6 protein-coding genes are annotated in these 18,865 nt (G+C 55.7%); 5 read left to right on the forward strand and 1 reads right to left on the reverse strand.

Annotation, left to right across the window (positions count from 1 at the left end):
* Window positions 1-319: 319 nt before the first annotated feature.
* Window positions 320-1,018, reverse strand: coding sequence for a fumarylacetoacetate hydrolase family protein (locus tag ACXAEK_RS03865; RefSeq protein WP_475040018.1), 699 nt, complete (start codon window positions 1,016-1,018; stop codon window positions 320-322).
* Window positions 1,019-1,209: 191 nt separating this feature from the next.
* Between ACXAEK_RS03865 and ACXAEK_RS03870 the strand changes: the two genes are divergently transcribed.
* The 5 genes from ACXAEK_RS03870 (at window position 1,210) to ACXAEK_RS03890 (ending at window position 18,322) form a co-directional block, all read left to right on the forward strand.
* Window positions 1,210-2,229 carry a DMT family transporter gene (locus tag ACXAEK_RS03870; RefSeq protein WP_475040019.1) on the forward strand — a complete coding sequence of 340 codons (1,020 nt, stop codon included), beginning with the start codon at window positions 1,210-1,212 and terminating at the stop codon, window positions 2,227-2,229.
* 286 nt (window positions 2,230-2,515) lie between these two features.
* Window positions 2,516-3,832 carry a tyrosine-type recombinase/integrase gene (locus ACXAEK_RS03875; RefSeq protein ID WP_475040020.1) on the forward strand — a complete coding sequence of 439 codons (1,317 nt, stop codon included), beginning with the start codon at window positions 2,516-2,518 and terminating at the stop codon, window positions 3,830-3,832.
* Between the two features lie 363 nt (window positions 3,833-4,195).
* A complete protein-coding gene (locus ACXAEK_RS03880; protein ID WP_475040021.1) occupies window positions 4,196-7,261 on the forward strand; it encodes a hypothetical protein in 3,066 nt (1,021 codons plus the stop codon).
* Window positions 7,261-12,231 (forward strand): DEAD/DEAH box helicase, encoded by a 4,971-nt coding sequence (locus tag ACXAEK_RS03885; RefSeq protein ID WP_475040022.1) that lies wholly within the window; start codon window positions 7,261-7,263, stop codon window positions 12,229-12,231. The genes ACXAEK_RS03880 and ACXAEK_RS03885 overlap by 1 nt, the downstream gene beginning before the upstream one ends.
* Window positions 12,224-18,322 (forward strand): hypothetical protein, encoded by a 6,099-nt coding sequence (locus ACXAEK_RS03890; RefSeq protein WP_475040023.1) that lies wholly within the window; start codon window positions 12,224-12,226, stop codon window positions 18,320-18,322. The genes ACXAEK_RS03885 and ACXAEK_RS03890 overlap by 8 nt, the downstream gene beginning before the upstream one ends.
* Window positions 18,323-18,865: the final 543 nt, after the last annotated feature.

Here is an 18,865-nt window from a genome sequence, read left to right on the forward strand (position 1 = left end):
CTCCCTTTGACCTATTCACTTGCCGGGCACCCGCTTCGCGCAACATTGCTGCGTCACCCGGCCAAAATCTTTCCGTTTCCGCCGTCAGAGCCCCGCCTCAGGTTCATTTAACGAACCGCTTGCATCCCTGCTATTAGGTGCATTTGTAACCATCAACAGCAGATTATGCATTTTTCACTCATGAAATACGCCTGCAAATGAGGTCTGCAGACAAATTCACAAGATTATATGTTACGAAGCTCCCCGCATTTACACCCAAATTGATACATATCGAATCGGCCATATGGCAACAACAATCGTGACGGCCGCCCGCCTTGCGTCATTCCGCAGCAGTCAGGGACAGCCCGACCGGTTCCAGCCCGTCAATGCCGCCGCGCATGCGGTTGCCGCCTTGCACCGGCCCCACCCCGGCCGGTGTTCCGGTCAGAATCACATCCCCAGGCCGCAGGTGGTAATAGCCGGACAGGTGGCAAATGATTTCCTCCACAGACCAAATCATCTCGTCCAGCGAGGCATCCTGGCGGATCTCCCCGTTCACCTCCAGCCAGATCCGCTGCCCCGCAGGGCTGCCCCAGTCCGCGGCCCGGGTCAACGGTGCCAGCACCGTGCCATTCTCCAGATCCTTGCCCAGATCCCAGGGCCGCTGCTTCTGCCGCTCGCGGATCTGCAAATCGCGCCGCGTCATGTCCAGCGCGCAGCAATAGCCAAAGACAGAAGCCTGCGCCGCCTCGGGCGAAGCCCGGAAGACCGGCGCGCCAATGGCCACCGCCAGCTCCATCTCGTAATGGAAGTTCTCGGTCCCCGGCGGATAGGGCACAACTGTGTCTGTCAGAACCGCGTTGACCGCTGCCTTGGTGAAATAGAACGGCGCCTCCCGGTCCACTTCATTGCCCATCTCGGCGGCATGGGCTGCATAGTTGCGCCCGACACAGAAAACCCGTCCCACAGGATAGCCCGCAGTTTCCCCCTGCACCGGAATCACCGGCGCCTGCGGCAATGCAAACAGAGCCTCACCCATCTGAATATCTCCTTTCGCCTGGCTTTCCCCCAACTCAGACCTGCAAAGCCAGCCCCTGTAAACCCCGCTTCAGTTCGGTAACGGTTTGAATTTTCACACCCATGCGCTTGCCAGCGACGCTCTTGTCGCAGTTCCGCCAGAAGCCGCCGCCTTCTCAGGCAGCCTGTTCCTCCAACACGAGGAGTTGCGCGATGGCTGTCACAGAAGCAAACACACCGGAATTTGCCCCGCAGGCACCCCAGGTGCAGGACGCCCCCGATTCCCGGCCCGTGGCCGGGATTTTGTTCCTGCTTCTGGCCACCACTCTGTTTCCGATTCAGGACGTGATCATCAAAAGCCTCAGCGGCGGCTATGCGGTGCATCAGATCGTGTTCTGGCGCGGCGTATTTGCGCTGCCAATCGTGGCTACCATTGCCTGGCTCGACGGCACCCTCTGGCCGCTGCGGCTAGGCTCGATCCCGCTGCAGCTCCTGCGGGCTGCTGCCGGCTTCAGCTCCTACTTGGTCTACTACATGGCGCTGGCCGCCATCGGCCTGGCTGAAACCGCCGCCATCACCTTCTCCACCCCGATCTTCGTGACCATGCTGGCCACCGTCTTCCTGGGTGAAAAGATCGGCCTGTTCCGCTGGTTTGCGGTTTTCATCGGCCTGGCCGGCGTGCTGGTGATCGTGCAGCCCGGCGCCGGCGTGTTCGAGCCCGCGGCCGTCCTGGCCCTGCTCGCGGCCGTTGCCTATGCGGTCTCGATCATCACCACCCGCAAGCTGGGCAAACGCACCAACGGCGGCTCGATGACCCTGTTCACGCTGGTGTTCTTCATCACCGCAGGCGCGGTGCTCGGTCTGATCTTCTCCAACCTGCAGACTGAATCCCCGCACCCCAGCCTCGCCTTCCTCTACCGCGAATGGGCCGCCCCCAGCCAGCGCGACTGGCTGCTGCTGCTGGCGCTTGGCGGCATCTCCGGCATCGGTTTCTTTGCCCTGTCGCAAGCCTACCGCCTGGCCGAGGCTTCGGTGGTCACCCCGTTTGAATACACCTACCTGCCGTGGTCGGTGTTCTGGGGCTGGATGATCTTCGGCAGCCTGCCCGGCATGGCCACCTGGACCGGCCTGTCGATGATCGTCGGCGCCGGTCTGCTGATCGTCTTCCGCGAAGCGGTCAAGGGCCGCCGGCTGGTCCGCCGCAAGGGACTTGGCATCCTGCGCCAGCGCTGAAGGGAACACGGGCAGGCCCGCGGGCCTGCTCCCTATCGCCGGGCAAAACACGGCAGCTGCCGGTCCAGGCGCGATTCCCCGAAGGGGATCAGATGCTTATCTATTTCAGTGGATTTGGGAGGAAGTGGTGAGCCGTGCAGGATTCGAACCTGCGACCCACTGATTAAAAGTCAGTTGTTTGATAATGACAGCACCGGCCATGATCTGCCATACTCGGACAATAATTGCACAATAACAACATATTACACACAATCCCTCTGAACAAGACTTGCCAAGAAAGGCCAAGTTGCGCCAGATTCTATCCGGAAATAATCCGGAAAGTTTCATGGCAAAATCAACCAAGGTCAAACTCACTCAAGCCGTCGTCGCCAAAGCTTTGGCCAATCGGGACAAGGCGCAACGCCTTGGTGATACAGTGGTAGCCGGGCTTGAGCTTCGGGTAGGCCCCCGCTCGGCCACCTACTATCTGCACTACAAGCCAACGGGGCGTAGGCCGGATGGTCGGCAACATGCCTCTCAATCCCTGAAGATTGGGACGCCAACTTCGCACAGTATTGCTGAAGTCAGGAAAGAGGCCGAGCGCATCAAGCTTGATGTGTCCGCTGGCCTTGACCCGGCTGAAGAGAAAAAGAAGGCAAAGGCCGCAAGGGCGCTGGCCGAGACCCGCAAGTCGACAATGAAAGATGCTGCCGAGACGTACATTGTTCGCAGCGTCAAAGGAACTGAACGGCATGTAACGACGGAGAGCGGCGCACTGCGCTTGGCAATTCAAGAGATGGACGTGGAAGACACCGCGCCTGCAGACGTGACCGTAGCTGACGTCTTGAGGATGCTGTCACACAACAGCGGGCGAGCTTGCGCGGTCCACCGTTACGGCTCACTCAACCGCTTCTTCGATGACCTCCTCGCCCACCAGGCGGTTGATCTGAACCCATGCACGGCTGTTCCAAAGAGGTTGCGGCCCAAGCCGCCTGCCCCTCGGACCCGCTTTTACACAGCCAATGAGATCCAAGCTTTGTGGAACACGACAGGATTGTCTGACGTACAGCTCCGCTTCCTACGTGCTTGCATTTTGCTGCCGTTGCGCTTTGGCGAACTCTGTGAGCTTGTGGAGAGTGAAGTGAATACTGCCAATAACCGGCTGAGCCTTTCAGGCAAACGCACGAAGAACGGCGACCCTTTCTCGATGCCTGTCCCAAGTAACGCAAAAAGCCTGCTTATTGGGACTGGCACCTCTGCAGATCTTCGCATTTTTCCTATGTGCCAGGTTGGCAAGACCTTCAAGTCTTGGTCTGCATTGACAAAAAAGATCCGCGCCGGTTCCGGTGTGGTCGACTTTAACTTTCACAACCTGCGGCGAACCTTCACAACAGTTCTTGCGGATCACGGCATAGGTGACGCTAGCGCGGTGGACGCACTCTTGAACCATCGCCAATCGGCTACGCGTGGGGGGGTTATAGCAGCGTACAATCAGGCTGCCCTATGGCCGCAAAAAGTACACCTTATGGAGAGCTGGGCAAGGATGGTAGCCAATGCCGTCGCCCTTGGAACATGGACCATGGCCAGTTCTTTAACGCAATTTCGGACCCTTTCAAATTCTTGAAAACTCCCATGTCTACAACCTATTAGCTCCCTTTCTAGGCTGGCAGCAGGCGCCCTAGAGTCTTACTTTTGCAATGGTCAGAACTCAAGCTCAAGGGCTCTGCGCCCTCCCTGTTGCCTCGGCGGCACGGCCCCTGAGACCGGACCCTCGCTGCGAGCCCAAGTTAAAGTTTGACCTAAGTCATTGTGTGCCTGAGAACCGTGTTGACCTTATCGCATTATAGCTTTTCTTTGGGCGACATGATTTCGTGCGAGGATTGAAAAATAATTGAGGAACATGAAAACGGAACTTTGCAGACGACGATCCAATCTTGACTCAAGGTCAACATCTTAAAATACACCCAGATCAATATAGTGTAACGCCTTGGCAATCGAAGACCTCAGTAAAATAGAGCATAGGTTGCAGACCCTTTGGACTGCCGAAGGCTCGACACCTTTTATCGCAGACCTGGATATGTCCGAGGAGCTCTTCGGCTCCGCTCATCGCGCAGCGAGACAATACCCGATCGGACTCCTCCTATCTCGATTTCCCACGCTCGGCGTCTGGGCCGTTCTTTATCCGCTATCCAAGAACTACGCCGCAGAGAATCGCGACATCTATCGACATCTCGAAACTTTCTTAAACGAAGCGATCCAGAACGATGATCGCCGCCTTTTAAAATTACGCTTCATCGCTGCGGCTCGAATAATCGGCATACCGGTTATCGAAAGTACGGATCCAACCAGAGTCTTCTTTGCACCCCTAGGCGCTCCAGAGCCTCAACATTCAAACTTGGCGCAAGCGTTCCTTTCGACAGCGCTGTTCAAAGGCCCGCCAGCAATTGAAGACACGGTTGCCGCACGTCATTGGCAACGACTGGCGGTTGCCACCTATTGCTCCACCCAGCCACGCCTCAAAGCTCCAATCCGTTTCGATGAATCGGCGCACTACGCACGCCGCTTTGACGCTTGGCGCCGTGGGGAGGCCCCCATCGGACCGAGCGAGACGTCTCTGTTCGAAACCTATGACCATTATGCCAACCGCATCGGGCGGAAGCGCTCCGATTTTATCGGACCGCCAGCCGTCATCTGGCACCGAAACGGACTGGCACTCCTCCCTGAGGCCTCCTCGAAAACTCAAACGATAAAAGACGGCCTCTTCCCTCGGCAGGTGCCAGGGGGGAAAAGAACGTCGGTCGGCACTCCTTGGCCCAAAACGATCCAATGGTCGTCTGGACCAGCATCACTTGAAGTGCCCTTCTCTCCGAGAGGAAAAGAGGTTCTGATTTTCGACGCGGACAGCGGGGCATTGATACAGCGTGTCGACGAATCAACCACCGAGATCGAAGTTGCCGCAACGCGTTTGATCGCTCTGAGCAGAACGACCTTTGAGTCTCCTTCTTTCGGAGAGGCGACTCATACGGCGGATCAGACTGTTCTTGCAGCTTGGTTTGAAAACAACGAAACACTAACTTTTCACAATCGAGAACCTCTTAGGATCATTGCACCGGTCGACACCGCGATCTGGTTCGCTGGAACAGTGCTTGGACGCAACGGATCGAACGCCCTATACGCAAACGACCTAACTATATTCATGCGTCTAGACCCATCCGTCGGTGGCGCAGAACGTATCGTTCGTGCTCGTATTGGGAACACCACGCGATATAAGAGATTTGTCATCGACGCGAAAAACGAAGCCAACGTCCCATTTACAAGCTTCGACTTCGATCAAGAATCGGATCCTGGAAAAATCATCTTCGAAGTTCTAGTTCCTGGTGCGGCCGGGGACCTCACCGCACGCACAGATCTGAAAGCGACATCATGGGTATGGCCCTGCGTTATGCCGCCAAAAGGCGACCTCGAGAACGTTCAGACGCCATCGAACTATGACCGTGCGCGAAGCGCCGGTCTCCACATCAACTCCTTCAAACGTCTGTCTGTCGATCCCCGGGCCGAGGCAGAAACACCAGTCCTTGGACTGTCAATGGACGAGCAAAGCTACGAGTTCGATCTGATCGCCAGATCTGAAAAGCTCTGGCATTTTCGGATTGCCAGCAACAACCAGGTGTTTTTTCCGAAAGGAAGTACTGTCACGTTCGGCTACGACAATCGTCATGACATGCTTAAAGTACGGTGTCACGATCTCGATGCTGATTTGATCGTCCTCGGAAACCAAATCAATCGACCTTTTATCCAGCGCCAAATCTTTGAGATTGGCGCAGAGAAACTCGAACAGGATACAGGAGACGATCGCATTGCGATCAAAAGATCCGATGGTCGGCTCGACCTGCTCGCACGACTTCGCCGGGTCACCGACACAGGATCCCTCTCGCTTCACGATTATGAACATAAGCTTACGCTGTCCCTTCGCCATCGTGATGATCTGCAGGCCATCCGCATCACCCAACAGCATGTCAGTCTGGACGATGTCGAGGGTGACTTTGCTTTCGGCGTTTTTCCTGCCTCACTTCCACCTCTTAAGGGCATATCTGTCGCGAAGGATCAATCGACCGGACTGGTCACAATTGACGTGGACAAATCTCATTTTCCTGGACCAGGGCGACTGACATTCCAATCCATCTCGGCAACCGGCGCGCTTGAGAAGATGAAGGACGGTGCTCGCTCCCCTATCGCCATAGGCCTTTCTAGCGACTTGGCAGCGACCGATCGAGCTAGCCTAGTCAAGCTAGCCACCTTCCTTGCCGACCCTGAACCTGACGCTTTGGGTGGGCAGATCTCCAACGCTCTATACCCAACTTACGAACAGGCCGTCAGCACTTTCGCCTGCCACAAAAGTGTTGGCGCGATCAAACCCGTCTTGAATATCACTCGGCCCGATGGCGGTACTGCCCGACATGATATCGTCGGCGTTGCCCCCTGGGTTTTTGAAGCCGGACCGTATGCTCTATCAGATTTCTCGGAAGGCACTGGCTTCGCGAGCCTCGACCTTTTGAAAACGATCGACGCACCGGATCCAAAGCCCAACCTCGACTCTCAACTCCCACTCGGAAATTGGCTCAGGCGGGTCTGCCAGGATACCAGCCTTCCAAGTGGGCTAGATGCCGCGGCACTGAACGATGCCTTCGTCGACCTTCGGTTCCGCCTTCGCGAGACGGATATGAAGGATCTGATTGGGGGAAGTGCAATTGGAAACACCTGCCGGATTATCTGCGGGGCCCATACTGAACACCTTGAGGAGCTTCGTACCTTTGACACCGGAGGTGGCAGAGACCCTCTTCCGGCCAAGATTGCAATTCAGATCGAACGGTTCGCACGCGCTTGTTCCCAAAAACGTTCGGAAGAATTCATCCAAGACTTGACTCTTCGGACCGGGCTCTCACGCCAGGACATCGGTTACACCATGACCATGATGCTTCGCGCCGGGGTTCGCTTTTTCGTCTATTTCCGTGCCCTCTGGGGTCATGCTACCAGCCAGGGAGCATCAACCTGATGACCATTCTTGACCCGAATGCTTACCGCGAAGAACTAAATCGCATGCTCGCACGCTTCGTCGCGACATCCTCTCCGATCAACGAAATCCGTGCGCCCAAATTGTCTGAGCAGCTTCGCACAAAAGTCAGTCGCCTCACCTTCGTGAAAGGACCGTTCGTCGAGACCCTCCCAGATTTCGAGAAGGGTCGAAGCTTAAAACAGCTTCACAGCGAAGGTTTTCTCGATCCTCGATGGATCGAATTCGGGCAGAACGAACAGTCCGTCTGGGAGCGCCCACTTCATGCTCACCAGGAGGAGGCCATGCTGCGCGATGAGAACTACCTCGTCGCGACCGGCACTGGCTCCGGTAAGACCGAGAGCTTCCTCTACCCGATGATCAACGACATTTTAAAGGAGGGAAATCTCGAAAGGCCCGGGGTCAGAGCAATTCTCGTCTACCCCCTTAATGCTTTGGCTAACGATCAGCTTGGCCGGATCGCACAGCTCCTATTTCGAGATATTGGCGACCCAGGTATCACCCTTGGCCGCTACACGGGACAGGTGAAATCTCATGCAACACGCGAGCAAGAAGTCACCCGACTCCGCGAAACACCCAGTTTCCAGGAGGCCTTTGGGGAAGATGCTGACGTCCCGCTGAACTGGAAACTGTCCCGGCAGGAAATGCGTCAAAAGCCTCCGCATATCCTGGTTACCAACTACGCAATGCTGGAGCACATTCTGCTCCTTCCGACTAACCGCCCGCTTCTACAAAATGCCAAACTCGGGCACATCGTTCTCGACGAGATCCACACCTATACCGGCGCCCAGGCAATCGAAGTCGCCTTCCTCTTGCGACGCCTCAAAGCACATCTCGACATCCCCGATGGACAAGTTCGGTGTGTCGGCACCTCCGCCTCGCTCAATCCAAAGCGTAAAGGTGAGTTGTCCGACTTCGCTGAACGCCTTTTTGGTGAACCCTTCTCTGGCGAACGCGCGGTCATTACCTCTCAGCGCAAGCTTCATCCGAAGCTTTCCAAAGTAGCCTACCCCAGTGGGCTCACGCCCAAGATGTGGGCTCAAGCATCCGAGCTCGCTGGCCTTGTTCGTGAAGCAACCCAGACCGAGTCCGAAATCGATATCGAAGGCTGGAATGCCGAGGCAGAGTTTCTCGGCCTTGACGCTCTAATCCTTGATCAAACCCAGCCCTCCCTTGGAGATGCGCTGATCGAAAAACTCTCCGACTTCGAAGAGGTCCACGAGATCGCGCGCCGACTGGAGGGGGGCTCCATACCGCTCACGCGCCTTGCAGAAAATGTCTTTCCTGATGCTGGAAAGGACGCAATCTCGGCGCTCGTCGGATTGATCTCCATCGGTGTCCTTGCCGTCAGCGAAAACGCAGCCGTTTTCCCCCTGCTTCCTGCCCGTTACCACTTGATATCCCGTGCGCCTGACCGGACCGGCGTGTCGTTGAAGTGCAACGACAGCGAAAGCCTCTCTCAAGTCGTTATCGGCGCAGAGATGGATGACGAGTCACGTCCCGTCTTCGAGCTTTTTGTGTGCCGCAATTGTGGCGAGCCCTACATCGAAGCCTGGGATGGGCCAACCCACCTTGAGGCCACTCCCGGCAGCGGTCCTCGTCGACTTCTTCGTCTCGTTCCTGGTGGCAAGGCAGTCGAAGAAGATGATGAAGATGATCACAACTCCGGTGAGAATGATACTCGTCAGACGATCTACTTCGACCCGTCCTCCGGTTTGCCTCTTGAGTCAGAGGCCGCTGGCGCTGTCGCTCTCGAAAATGTCGAGCTTCAGGAAGACCCGGATGATGGACGGCGATACATGCCGCGATGTGTCGCTTGCCACCATCGCTCGTCCCGTTACCCCGAGCCCATCACGACAGTTCGTCCCGGCGACGAAGCTCTCGCAGCCGTCGCGGCTCAATCCATTCTCGAAGCTATGCCGAAACGCGACTTCGGAACGAACCCGCCTATGGGTGGACGGAACCTCCTCGTCTTTTCTGATAACCGCCAAGATGCCGCGTTCTTCGCCCCATTCTTCGAGCGGACTTCACGGGAACAATCACTACGCAGCGCCATCTTGAGAGCCGTCGAGGCGAATGGAGAAATCGATGTCGACAACCTGGTCTCCGCAGTGCGTAACGAACTCCGAAAAAGCGGACTTAGGCTCTATCGCCCGGGCGTTCTGCCTGAACTCGAGACCGGAACGAACGAAACCCAGCGCTTGAAAGCTCTCATCGTCGCGGAGTTAACGACACTCGGACGGGGCCGTCTCGGCCTCGAGGGGTTTGGGCTTCTGGGAGTCAACTATGACGGCCTCGACCGGGCTGTCTTCGCTATCGAAAAGCACCTTCCCACGAAGATGAAGCCTTTCGCCGAAGCCTATACACGCTACATCATGAAGATGATTCGCGAGCATCGCGCGGTCTCCGATCAGGGTTCAGGAATGATCGACCTAGTCGATGAATCGATTTGGACCCGGATCGCGGCGCAGCAAACGCGCTGCTTCACTCGGGAAAAAAACAGTCGCGCCACCAACGCGATGAACATCGTCCCGGCCGCCAATCGCCCCAACAGGTTCACCTCTCTTCTAAAGAAAATGGCAACTGCCACTGGTGAAGCGATGGATGACAATAAGATCCTTGATGTCCTGACAAGCTTCTGGAAGGCCATGGAGTTGCCGCGGTCCATAACGGCGCGCCATGGTGTCGGGCGCGGATTGAAGTTCGGGCCTGGGATCAAAGTCGTGCCCGGCAGAAACATACATCTCTACCAGTGCGTCAAATGCGGAAGCCGAACGCAGTTCGATACGGCTGGCGTATGCCAGTCGATGGGATGCAAAGGTTCGCTCACCGAGATCGCTCTTGCTGAACGCGATGAGATGTTCGAGCAGAACCACTACGTGGCGCGATATCACGAGCGCCCTATCATGGGGATCGCGCGTGAACACACCGCTGCGATTGCCGGCGAAATCCGCTCGATGATCGAGGAAGATTTCAAGATCGGCGAAGTGAACCTTCTCTCTTGCACCACGACGATGGAGATGGGTGTCGACCTCGGCGATCTCGAAAGTGTCCTTTGCAAAAACGTGCCGCCCTCTATCGCTAGCTACCAACAGCGCGCCGGGCGGGCGGGGCGTCGCGCGCAAGTCGCCCCGATTGTTCTTACGACATCTCGTTCCGGCCGATATGACCGGGCCGTATTCGAGCGTTTCGAAGAGTATCTAGCCGAACAACCTCGTGTGCCATATCTCAGCCTCGACAATGGAGGCTTCTTCCAGCGACACCAGCTTTCCATGCTTCTGGCTAAATTTCTTGAACACCGCCTCGCCAACTATCAAAGAAGCGGATCCCCTCAGCTTCGCGACGTCTTCGCGACCGCCCTTACCGAAGAGGCGCGCGCCGCCTTCGACGAAGACTTCAGCACCTGGCTCGACAATGCTGATGAGGATGTTGCCAACGCCGCGGCTCTCGGCAACCGCCTTCCGGCTGCCAACACTGAGATCGCTCTCGATGCGGACGGGTGCCGCCGCGAGCTTCGCAAGCGCGTGATGCAATTCGCCGATGTAGTTTGGGGTCGTTGGGCAATCATGCAATCTGGCATCGAAGATCTCGAAGAGGAAAGACAACAACTCGATGCGAACAACTCCGCCGGGTTTACGCGGATTGGTCGCTACCAAGAGGCTCTTCGGACCCAGCAGCGCCTATACATCGGCCAATTCATGATCGACCAACTCTCTAGACGCGCAGTCATTCCCACCTATTCCTTCCCGGTGCATTCCGTCTCGCTGGAGGTTCTGTATGCTGCAGGACAAACCTCTGACGGATCCGTTCTCGAGCTGGATCGCGATGGTTCCATCGGCATCTCAGAATATGCGCCCGGGTCGGAAGTCGTCGCCGGTGGGAGGGTCTGGGTTTCGGATGGGATATCGAAACGATCAAAATTCACCGGAGACGACGCCTTCATCGAAAAAGCGCAGTACCGCGTGTGTGAAGTCTGCCGTTCACCACAGATTACACCCCAGCGTGTTCACCCTGAAGAGCACTGTTCGCAGTGCGGTGCTAAGTTCGCATCGATCAACCGAACACGGGACTTTATTAAGCCCCACGGATTCCTGACGTCCGTCCGTGACGGCCAAGGAAGAGACCCTGGTGCCAGCCGAATACGCTCGACAGTATCTGAGGAAGCACTCCTACTAACGGAGGCGCCGATTTCTAGCTATCAGCAGACCGATGTTCCCGGTCTTTTGACCTTCCATGCCCCCGGCTCCAATCGTCCAGACGAAGAACTTGGTCGAATAATTGCTGTGAACAAGGGTCGCCATGGAGGCGGATTTGCCTGGTGTCCCAGTTGCGAGCATGCTGTTCCCGCCGTAGGTGGCGGGCCTAACAATGCATGGCAACAATCGATGTCGCTTGCCGATCATACCAATCCACGCACAGGCAGAGATTGTCGCTACGATCCTACGTTCCAGATTCGACCCATCGATCTTGCTCACGTGTTTGAGACAGATGTTCGCGCAATTCTTTTTCAAGGCGCGCCTCGAGATCCGAATGGCGACATCATCACGTCGACCAAGATCGACCGGACCCTGCAGGAAGCCTTGCGCCTCGGGGCCGCGGAACTCCTTGAAACCGACGCGAGAGACCTTCGAGCAATCGTTCAGCGGCTTGATGGACATCTCGTTATTGTCCTCTATGACACGGTTTCGGGTGGCGCCGGTTATTCGACCAGACTGACGCAGGAGGAAGGATTCAAATCCGTCGATCTTCTGCTTGCCGCTCAAAAGATCCTGAATTGTGAAAACCCCGACTGCGTAACCAGCTGCACGCGTTGCCTAAATGACTATTCGAACCAGCGACTTTGGTCAGATTTTGAAAGGCGCCCCGCGCTTGCCTGGATCGAAGCTATCTTGCTCGATGCTGGCGTGAAGCTCACGCAAAGCTGGAATAAGTGGGAGACAGACCATGCCTGATGATACGCCGCAAAAAACGCCGACGTTCACGCTCTCGTCGTCGACTGAAAGTACATTCTTCTCAGGCACTCCTACGGCGGTGCAGACCATGAGCGCCTGGCACCCGGAGCAATGGGAATCCCCTGATCATTTCAGCGGGTTTCGCTTGCTAGATATCTGCCCTGAGGCTCCCGATTTTTTCGCGCAAGCAGGTCACTTCACAAACAAGGATCTTAAGACGATCGCCTCTGTCATGGGTGAGACCTTTGATCCGAATTACGCAGCTTGCCTCTATCGCACTATCCTCGATCGCGTTCAGGATGATCCCTGGGTTTTCCCAATCATGGAAACGATCGTAATGCAAAACCGTGGCGGTCAGAAAGGACCTCGCACACGAAAACCTGTGATGAAAAAAGGAGTGATATCGAAACTCCCTCTGTCAAAGCTACGCTTTGACGCTCATCCGGAACTCCATGGCCGTGCTCATGAACTTCTTCTTGACGAAGTGCCAGCAGAGATCGCCGTCGCCGCCTTTTGTGAATATGCGGTGATGAATTACTACCACAAACTCACTGATCCCGACGCATTTGAACACGTGCATGACGAAGCCAAGGGCATTCTAGCCTACAAAGGGCCGACGGATTTCGTCGAAACCAGATTGCCTGAGTATAGCGAAAACATAGGCTGGTACGAGTTTGGTGGTGAACTCCGAGCCCTCCTCGGCATCGAGCCGGATGCCTCCTCCGTCTTGATTCTGAGCTATCTCCATAGAGCGATTAAGGGGCTCGCAGAAGATCTCCAGATTGGATCCTTGCTGGAAACGCCTCGCATCAACCTTATCCACGAACTATCGATGTGGGCAGAAGGCATGCAGGAGACTCTTGCCAAAGAGGCCACTTTGAAAGCTGAGGATCGCCTGCGCACGCTTGGCGCCATCGAAGACGGAAGAGATTCGAGCCGCATCGCCAGCGCGACTGCAGAGATCCTTCGGTCGGATCGTTTCTACGAACTGCTCCTCGGGCGGAAGAACAAAATCGCCGATACAAACGACACCCTCGAAGCGATCGGCTCAGATATTGCGACCGCAACCGTAGAGAAAAAATATGCGCGGGTAAGTAATCTCGCCATCCGCGCTGAAGAGCTTGAAAACAAGATCATCCGCATGAATGAGGCCTATCAAAAGGTCCTCAACATCCTCCGATCGCTCGGCGATGAGAAGCCAGATCGCTTCATGGCCCTGATTGAGAATTTTGATCCGGCACAGGATGCCGACATCTTCGACGAAGATTATGGCGCATCAGATTATCCTCAAATCTTCGATCAATTACGAGATCAAAGCACCAAGCAGGCACACGCTGAAATTCAGCGGTACGACGGTGACATTGATGTCGGGGGAAACGAACCACAAAACCTCACTGGCGAAACAGACAATGAGCAAGTCGATGACGTAGCAGACCACACGGACTTCTCGAATGACATCGAAACGACCGAAGCCCCAGTCCTAAATGTCGCGACGGATGACGTACCCCCTGCCCTCGACGCTACCGACGACGCTGCATCTACTTTGACCTCGGAAGATGTGGACACTACCCCCGAAGAATCTCCTCTTGCCGAATCCCAGACAGTTGAAAGCACTCTGGAAAATCCGATTGAGATTTCCGATGCAATGGAAGTCGAAGATGATACGGAACAACATGACGAGGATGTGCACTTTGAGGAACCTCAAAAATCTCATCCCGCGCCAGTAGATCGTGAGACCCTCGCTTCCCTCTTTGACCGCGATTTCATCGCGATCGCCGCAGGTGCGGCTACCGCTTTTGAAGCGGAGGATATGATGCTCCCGCTGCCGTCGACTGCGTTGCGCGTGGCGGCAGCAAGTCGCGCACCCCATCGTGGGTTCGGTCCCGATTTACAGAAGTTCAACGAACTGGTCGGGGTTGCCATCTCCTCTCCTCTCTCCGATCTTGCGTCGGTACTCGTCCTAGGCTCGATCCTGAGGCCCGCTATTCTCTCAAAAGACACGACGCTTCGCAGTCAGGTCACAGACCTGTGCAAAGGAACGCTCGGCCAGCATCTGATCGAAGTGAATGATACGGTGTCTCGGCTCGGCTTCGAATTCCCTCCGAAGCCTGACAAGTTGGCGGAACTTTCCGGCTCGCCCGGCACACCGGAACGGCAGCGTCTGGCCGACCGCATCTCGAAAATTTGCTCGGCCTTCAGTCAGAAAAAATCCCGCTGGCCCTTCGCAACTGAATTCATGCGGCATGTAGTGTCTCCGTCGGGCACGCTCGGAGAAGCTGTTGCCGCTATTACAGAAAAACGCTCGAACGCGCTCGAACTTGCACGCAACGTAATTCAAGACCTTGGCAGCCCGTCAGCAATCGAATCCCTGTCCGAAACCTATGCAACCGACAAGGGTTACAACGATCTTGCGCTCTATTCGAAGGGCGTCGAATATCTCGCACGTCAATTTGACGAGCCTATCGCATTGATCGAAGGTTGGATCGAAGCCACGCAGGCTGACGGCGCCAATAATCATCAATCTGAAGAGCGCATCAAGATAACGACTGCGACCCTTCGCAGTCAGCTCGAGAAGGCGACGGAAGGGCTCCAAGGTGAAGCCGACCAAACAGAAGATCCTCTCGTCGCGTCTGTTGCCCGGTGGATCATGGTACAACTTGAAGAGGTGCGCGAAGCACTTCTCGGACGCGACACCGGTGCCTTCTCAACGCTCGACGAAGCCCTCAATGCAGAAATGGACCTGCTACCCCCTGTTGATCGCGACGCTCTCATTGACACCGATCAGCGCGCAAAAATATACACGCGGGTCCTCAACGAAGGGCAAATTCTTGATCAGGAAAAAGCGATCAAACGCGCCTGCAGCGAAGGTGCCTTCGATTCCGCATTCCGTATGGTCAGTCAATTTGACGTCTCGTCCAATGAAGAAGTCAAAGCAGCCGTCGACGATTTCGTCGCTATTTGGCATTCCGAAGTCGAGACCCGAAGCCGCTTTCTTACGGCTCTCGACAAAGTTGATTTCAAAAACCAAGAAGAGATCAGCCGTCAGTTGACATGGTGCAAGCTCACCCTCGACAAACTCGACGCCTTGGCCGACGGAACCGAGGTTCACGACGTCGCTGGGCTTGGTGAACGGCTGGCGTTTCTCGATCAAACGATTTCCGATATCGAAGACAGTATTCGCAACGGTCAAATTGCTCGGATCAACGAATATCGGAAACCTGAAAACGAGGAAGATGTCGAAAACCTCTTAGCAAAGCTCGGTAATCTCACCATCGAAGCAATTGAAGACCGCATTGCGCAGCTGCGCGATGGCCGGTCAGCCGCTGTATTTGAAACCGATCTAAAAGGTCTCATTGGGGCATTCACACCCAAATTCCTTCCATTTGCCAGTTCCGAGGGCTGGCCAAAGAATGGGAGCGAGTTCGAGGTCTCTATCGCAACTCCGGACAGCCCTCTCTTCACTGAAGAAGATCGCCGCGCAGCCGCGATTGGCTTCATCACAATGTTCCGGGACGTCATGAATGGCATGCGGGCCAAAAAGCCCACGCTGGGACAACTTCGTGAACTCTTTGAGGAAATCGGCTTCGAACGAGTAAACGTCTCGAACATAGCCGAATTTGGCCGGACGGGGTCATGGGCCGGTAGCCTGAGTGCGCGCATCGTTTCGGACGGATGGTTCCTGCCTCCGGTCTTCGGATCGAACGCAACTAGCGGGTACAGCTTTATCCTCGCTTCTCCCGAAACTCTTCCCGAAACGATGATCAAATCTATCGGCGTTTCAAACAAGCCTGCGATCATTTTCCTGTCTGGCGTGGCCGACGTCTCCCGCCGCCATGAAATCGCGGAACGCCTGCGAGCGAAGGCTCTTCCTGCGCTTCTGATCGATGAGGCCCTGATCGCCTTCGCAGCCACTCGTCGCGACACACGCGCTCGGACGATATTCGAATGCGGTTTGCCCTATGGTCGTATCGAGCCCTACACTACAGATGCAGGTCAGCTTCCACCCGAAATGTTCTTCGGGCGCGAGGATGAGGTTCGCACAATTGTCTCCAAGACAGCGGATGGCTGTCTTGTATACGGCGGCCGCCAGCTCGGGAAATCCGCCCTTCTTGCGCATATTGCACAAACCCAGCACGCCCCCGAAGCAAAACGTTTCATCGTCAACCGCGAGGTAAAGCCTCTAGGCAATTCGGAGAAAACTAGCGAAATCTGGCGCCACATCTCAAACATGCTGCCGGATGAAATCGTCAAACCTGATCACACCAGCGCTGAAGCTGTCGCAAAAGACATTCAGGCCTGGGTTGGCCGACATCCGAGCGGGCGGATCATCTGCATGTTCGATGAAGCCGACAATTTTATGACCCAAGACACGCGCGACGACTACCCGCAGCTCAGCAAGTTGAAAGAGCTGATGGAAAAAACCCAGCGCGCTTTCAAAGTGGTGTTTGCAGGTCTCCACAACGTCCAACGTATGCACAAACAGCCTAATTCACCGCTTTGGCACCTTGGGGAACCGATTTGCATCGGACCGCTCAACCGCAACATCGACGACAAACGCGCCGCCTTTGATCTCGTCGTCTCGCCCATGCGGGCTTCCGGCTTCGGGTTCGAAAGCACTCAAGCAGTCGAAGAGATCCTGACTTGGGCCAACTATTATCCGTCCCTTGTTCAGGAATACATGAAGGGACTTCTCTCCACGATGCACGGTATCGGAAGCGGTAAGACCTACAAGCTTCCGACAGAAGGGCCTCTCTGGACCATCCCATCGGACACCCTGTTCACGCACCGTGGTTTCAATCACATTGAGAACCGCATTCGTGACAAATTCCACCTCACGCTCAACTTGGACCCGCGCTACGCGCTGGTTGCTTACACACTGGCACGCCTCATTTACGAGGGTGACGAACGTCGGGCTCTGATCATCGGTCTTTCACCGCGACTTTTGATAGAAGAGGCTCAAATCTACTGGCCTAAAACAAGCGAGGCGCCAACACTCCCGTCATTTGAGGCACTTCTCGAAGAGCTCTTCGATCTCGGGGTCCTCGGCCGCAACCCGATACCTGGCAGCGAAAACCGCTACAACTACCTGCTTCGCACCCGCGAGGTCGCCGCGATGCTGGGCACGGGCAACGACATCTATCATGCACTTGACGAGATCGAGAACAAGGATCCGACAATCGCTTATGATCGGGCAACGCACCGTCGCCGCTATTCCGCAGCGCCGAGGCAGCCCCAACAACAGTGGCCTTATGCTCCTCTCAGCGACTTCCAGATCGAGCGGCTGATCAGTAAAGACACCACCGATCCTGTGCAGATCATTTGTGGCTTGGAGGTGTTGGGGCTCGGCAAAGTCGCGCAGTCACTTAAACGCATTTCTGAGACCGGAAATTTCCCGGGTGCACACGACGACAAAATCGTCGTCGAAGAAGCGACTTCGATTAACGAACTTCGTCGCATTGTCGATAAGTCCCGCCCAGAGGCTGGCAAACGCAAAATTATCATTCACGAAACCAACGACCCAACTAGAGCAAAAACACTGCTCGATTGGCTCGCGGGCCAAACGGCTGTCCTCAACAACACCATTCGGCCGGTGATCATCCTCAGCGCGTCGCATCCTGAACTCCGCGCGCTTGCGATCCGCCGTGAAGAACAGTCGCAATTCCTATCTCCATGGGGCGCGGAAATGATCCGTGTTCATCTGGATGGCTTTGAGCGAACGGATTTGGATACGCCCGAACTCCGCAATGCTATTTTGGCTGCGACCGGTGGTATTCCTTCGGAAATCACAGCACTCATCGCCGCTATGATCGACTCCGAGGACCCAGATGAGCAAGCGACGAATTGGAAGGTGGAGGTCAAGCTCCCTAAAGACTTCATGAACGATGATGTCGCCCTCGCCATCTGGGTGCTGAACGAAGACGGAGACTTCGATACGAAGAATGAGCTCCTACGCGAAATCGCCAACACCGATTTTGAGACAATCGGCCCTGACCTTCAGGCAACCGGGCTTGTCGTGCGCCGTCACCAAAAGGAGAAACAGTATCGCCTTAGCGCTTTGGGTCGGTTGATCGCACTATCGGTCAAAATCTAAGCCTGTATGGCAAGCTGAATAGTGCAGTCTAAGTCCGTCCAGTAAGCGGCAGCTCATTATCCCGACTATCAGAGCGAAACACCGCTTCATGTTTCCGGCGGTATGTGTTTAAGGCGTCTGACAAACATCCGTGGCGCCGCCACGCCCAAACAGTCTTTCGATCTGTTGCGTTGGCGGCGTGCCCTGCTTCAGCACGCGAGACCGAATGTGGAGCGTTTGCAGTGAATGTCTGCTTTCCGCCCCGGCCTTCAGATGTCTTCGCAAATGCACCAAGGATCGCGTGCCTGCGACGAGAGGAAAATTTGTTCCAGTGCTTCAAATACATAAGGTGGGAGACTGATGTCTGTTTCGGCGGCTTATGCACGGCGGAGTACTTGTAATCGAACCGACGAATGGATGCCTCTCCACACCCCAAATGAGGCAAAGAGTTTTTGAGGAGCTGCTCCTTTCAGCACCAACCCACAAATTTCTTTCGTTTGTTTTCAAAGAATTAGTTATGAGCGTGCAAAAAGATCTCCAACAGGGACGACAGGTGCCGACTGA

The organism is Leisingera sp. ABM4_101 (assembly GCF_056158725.1).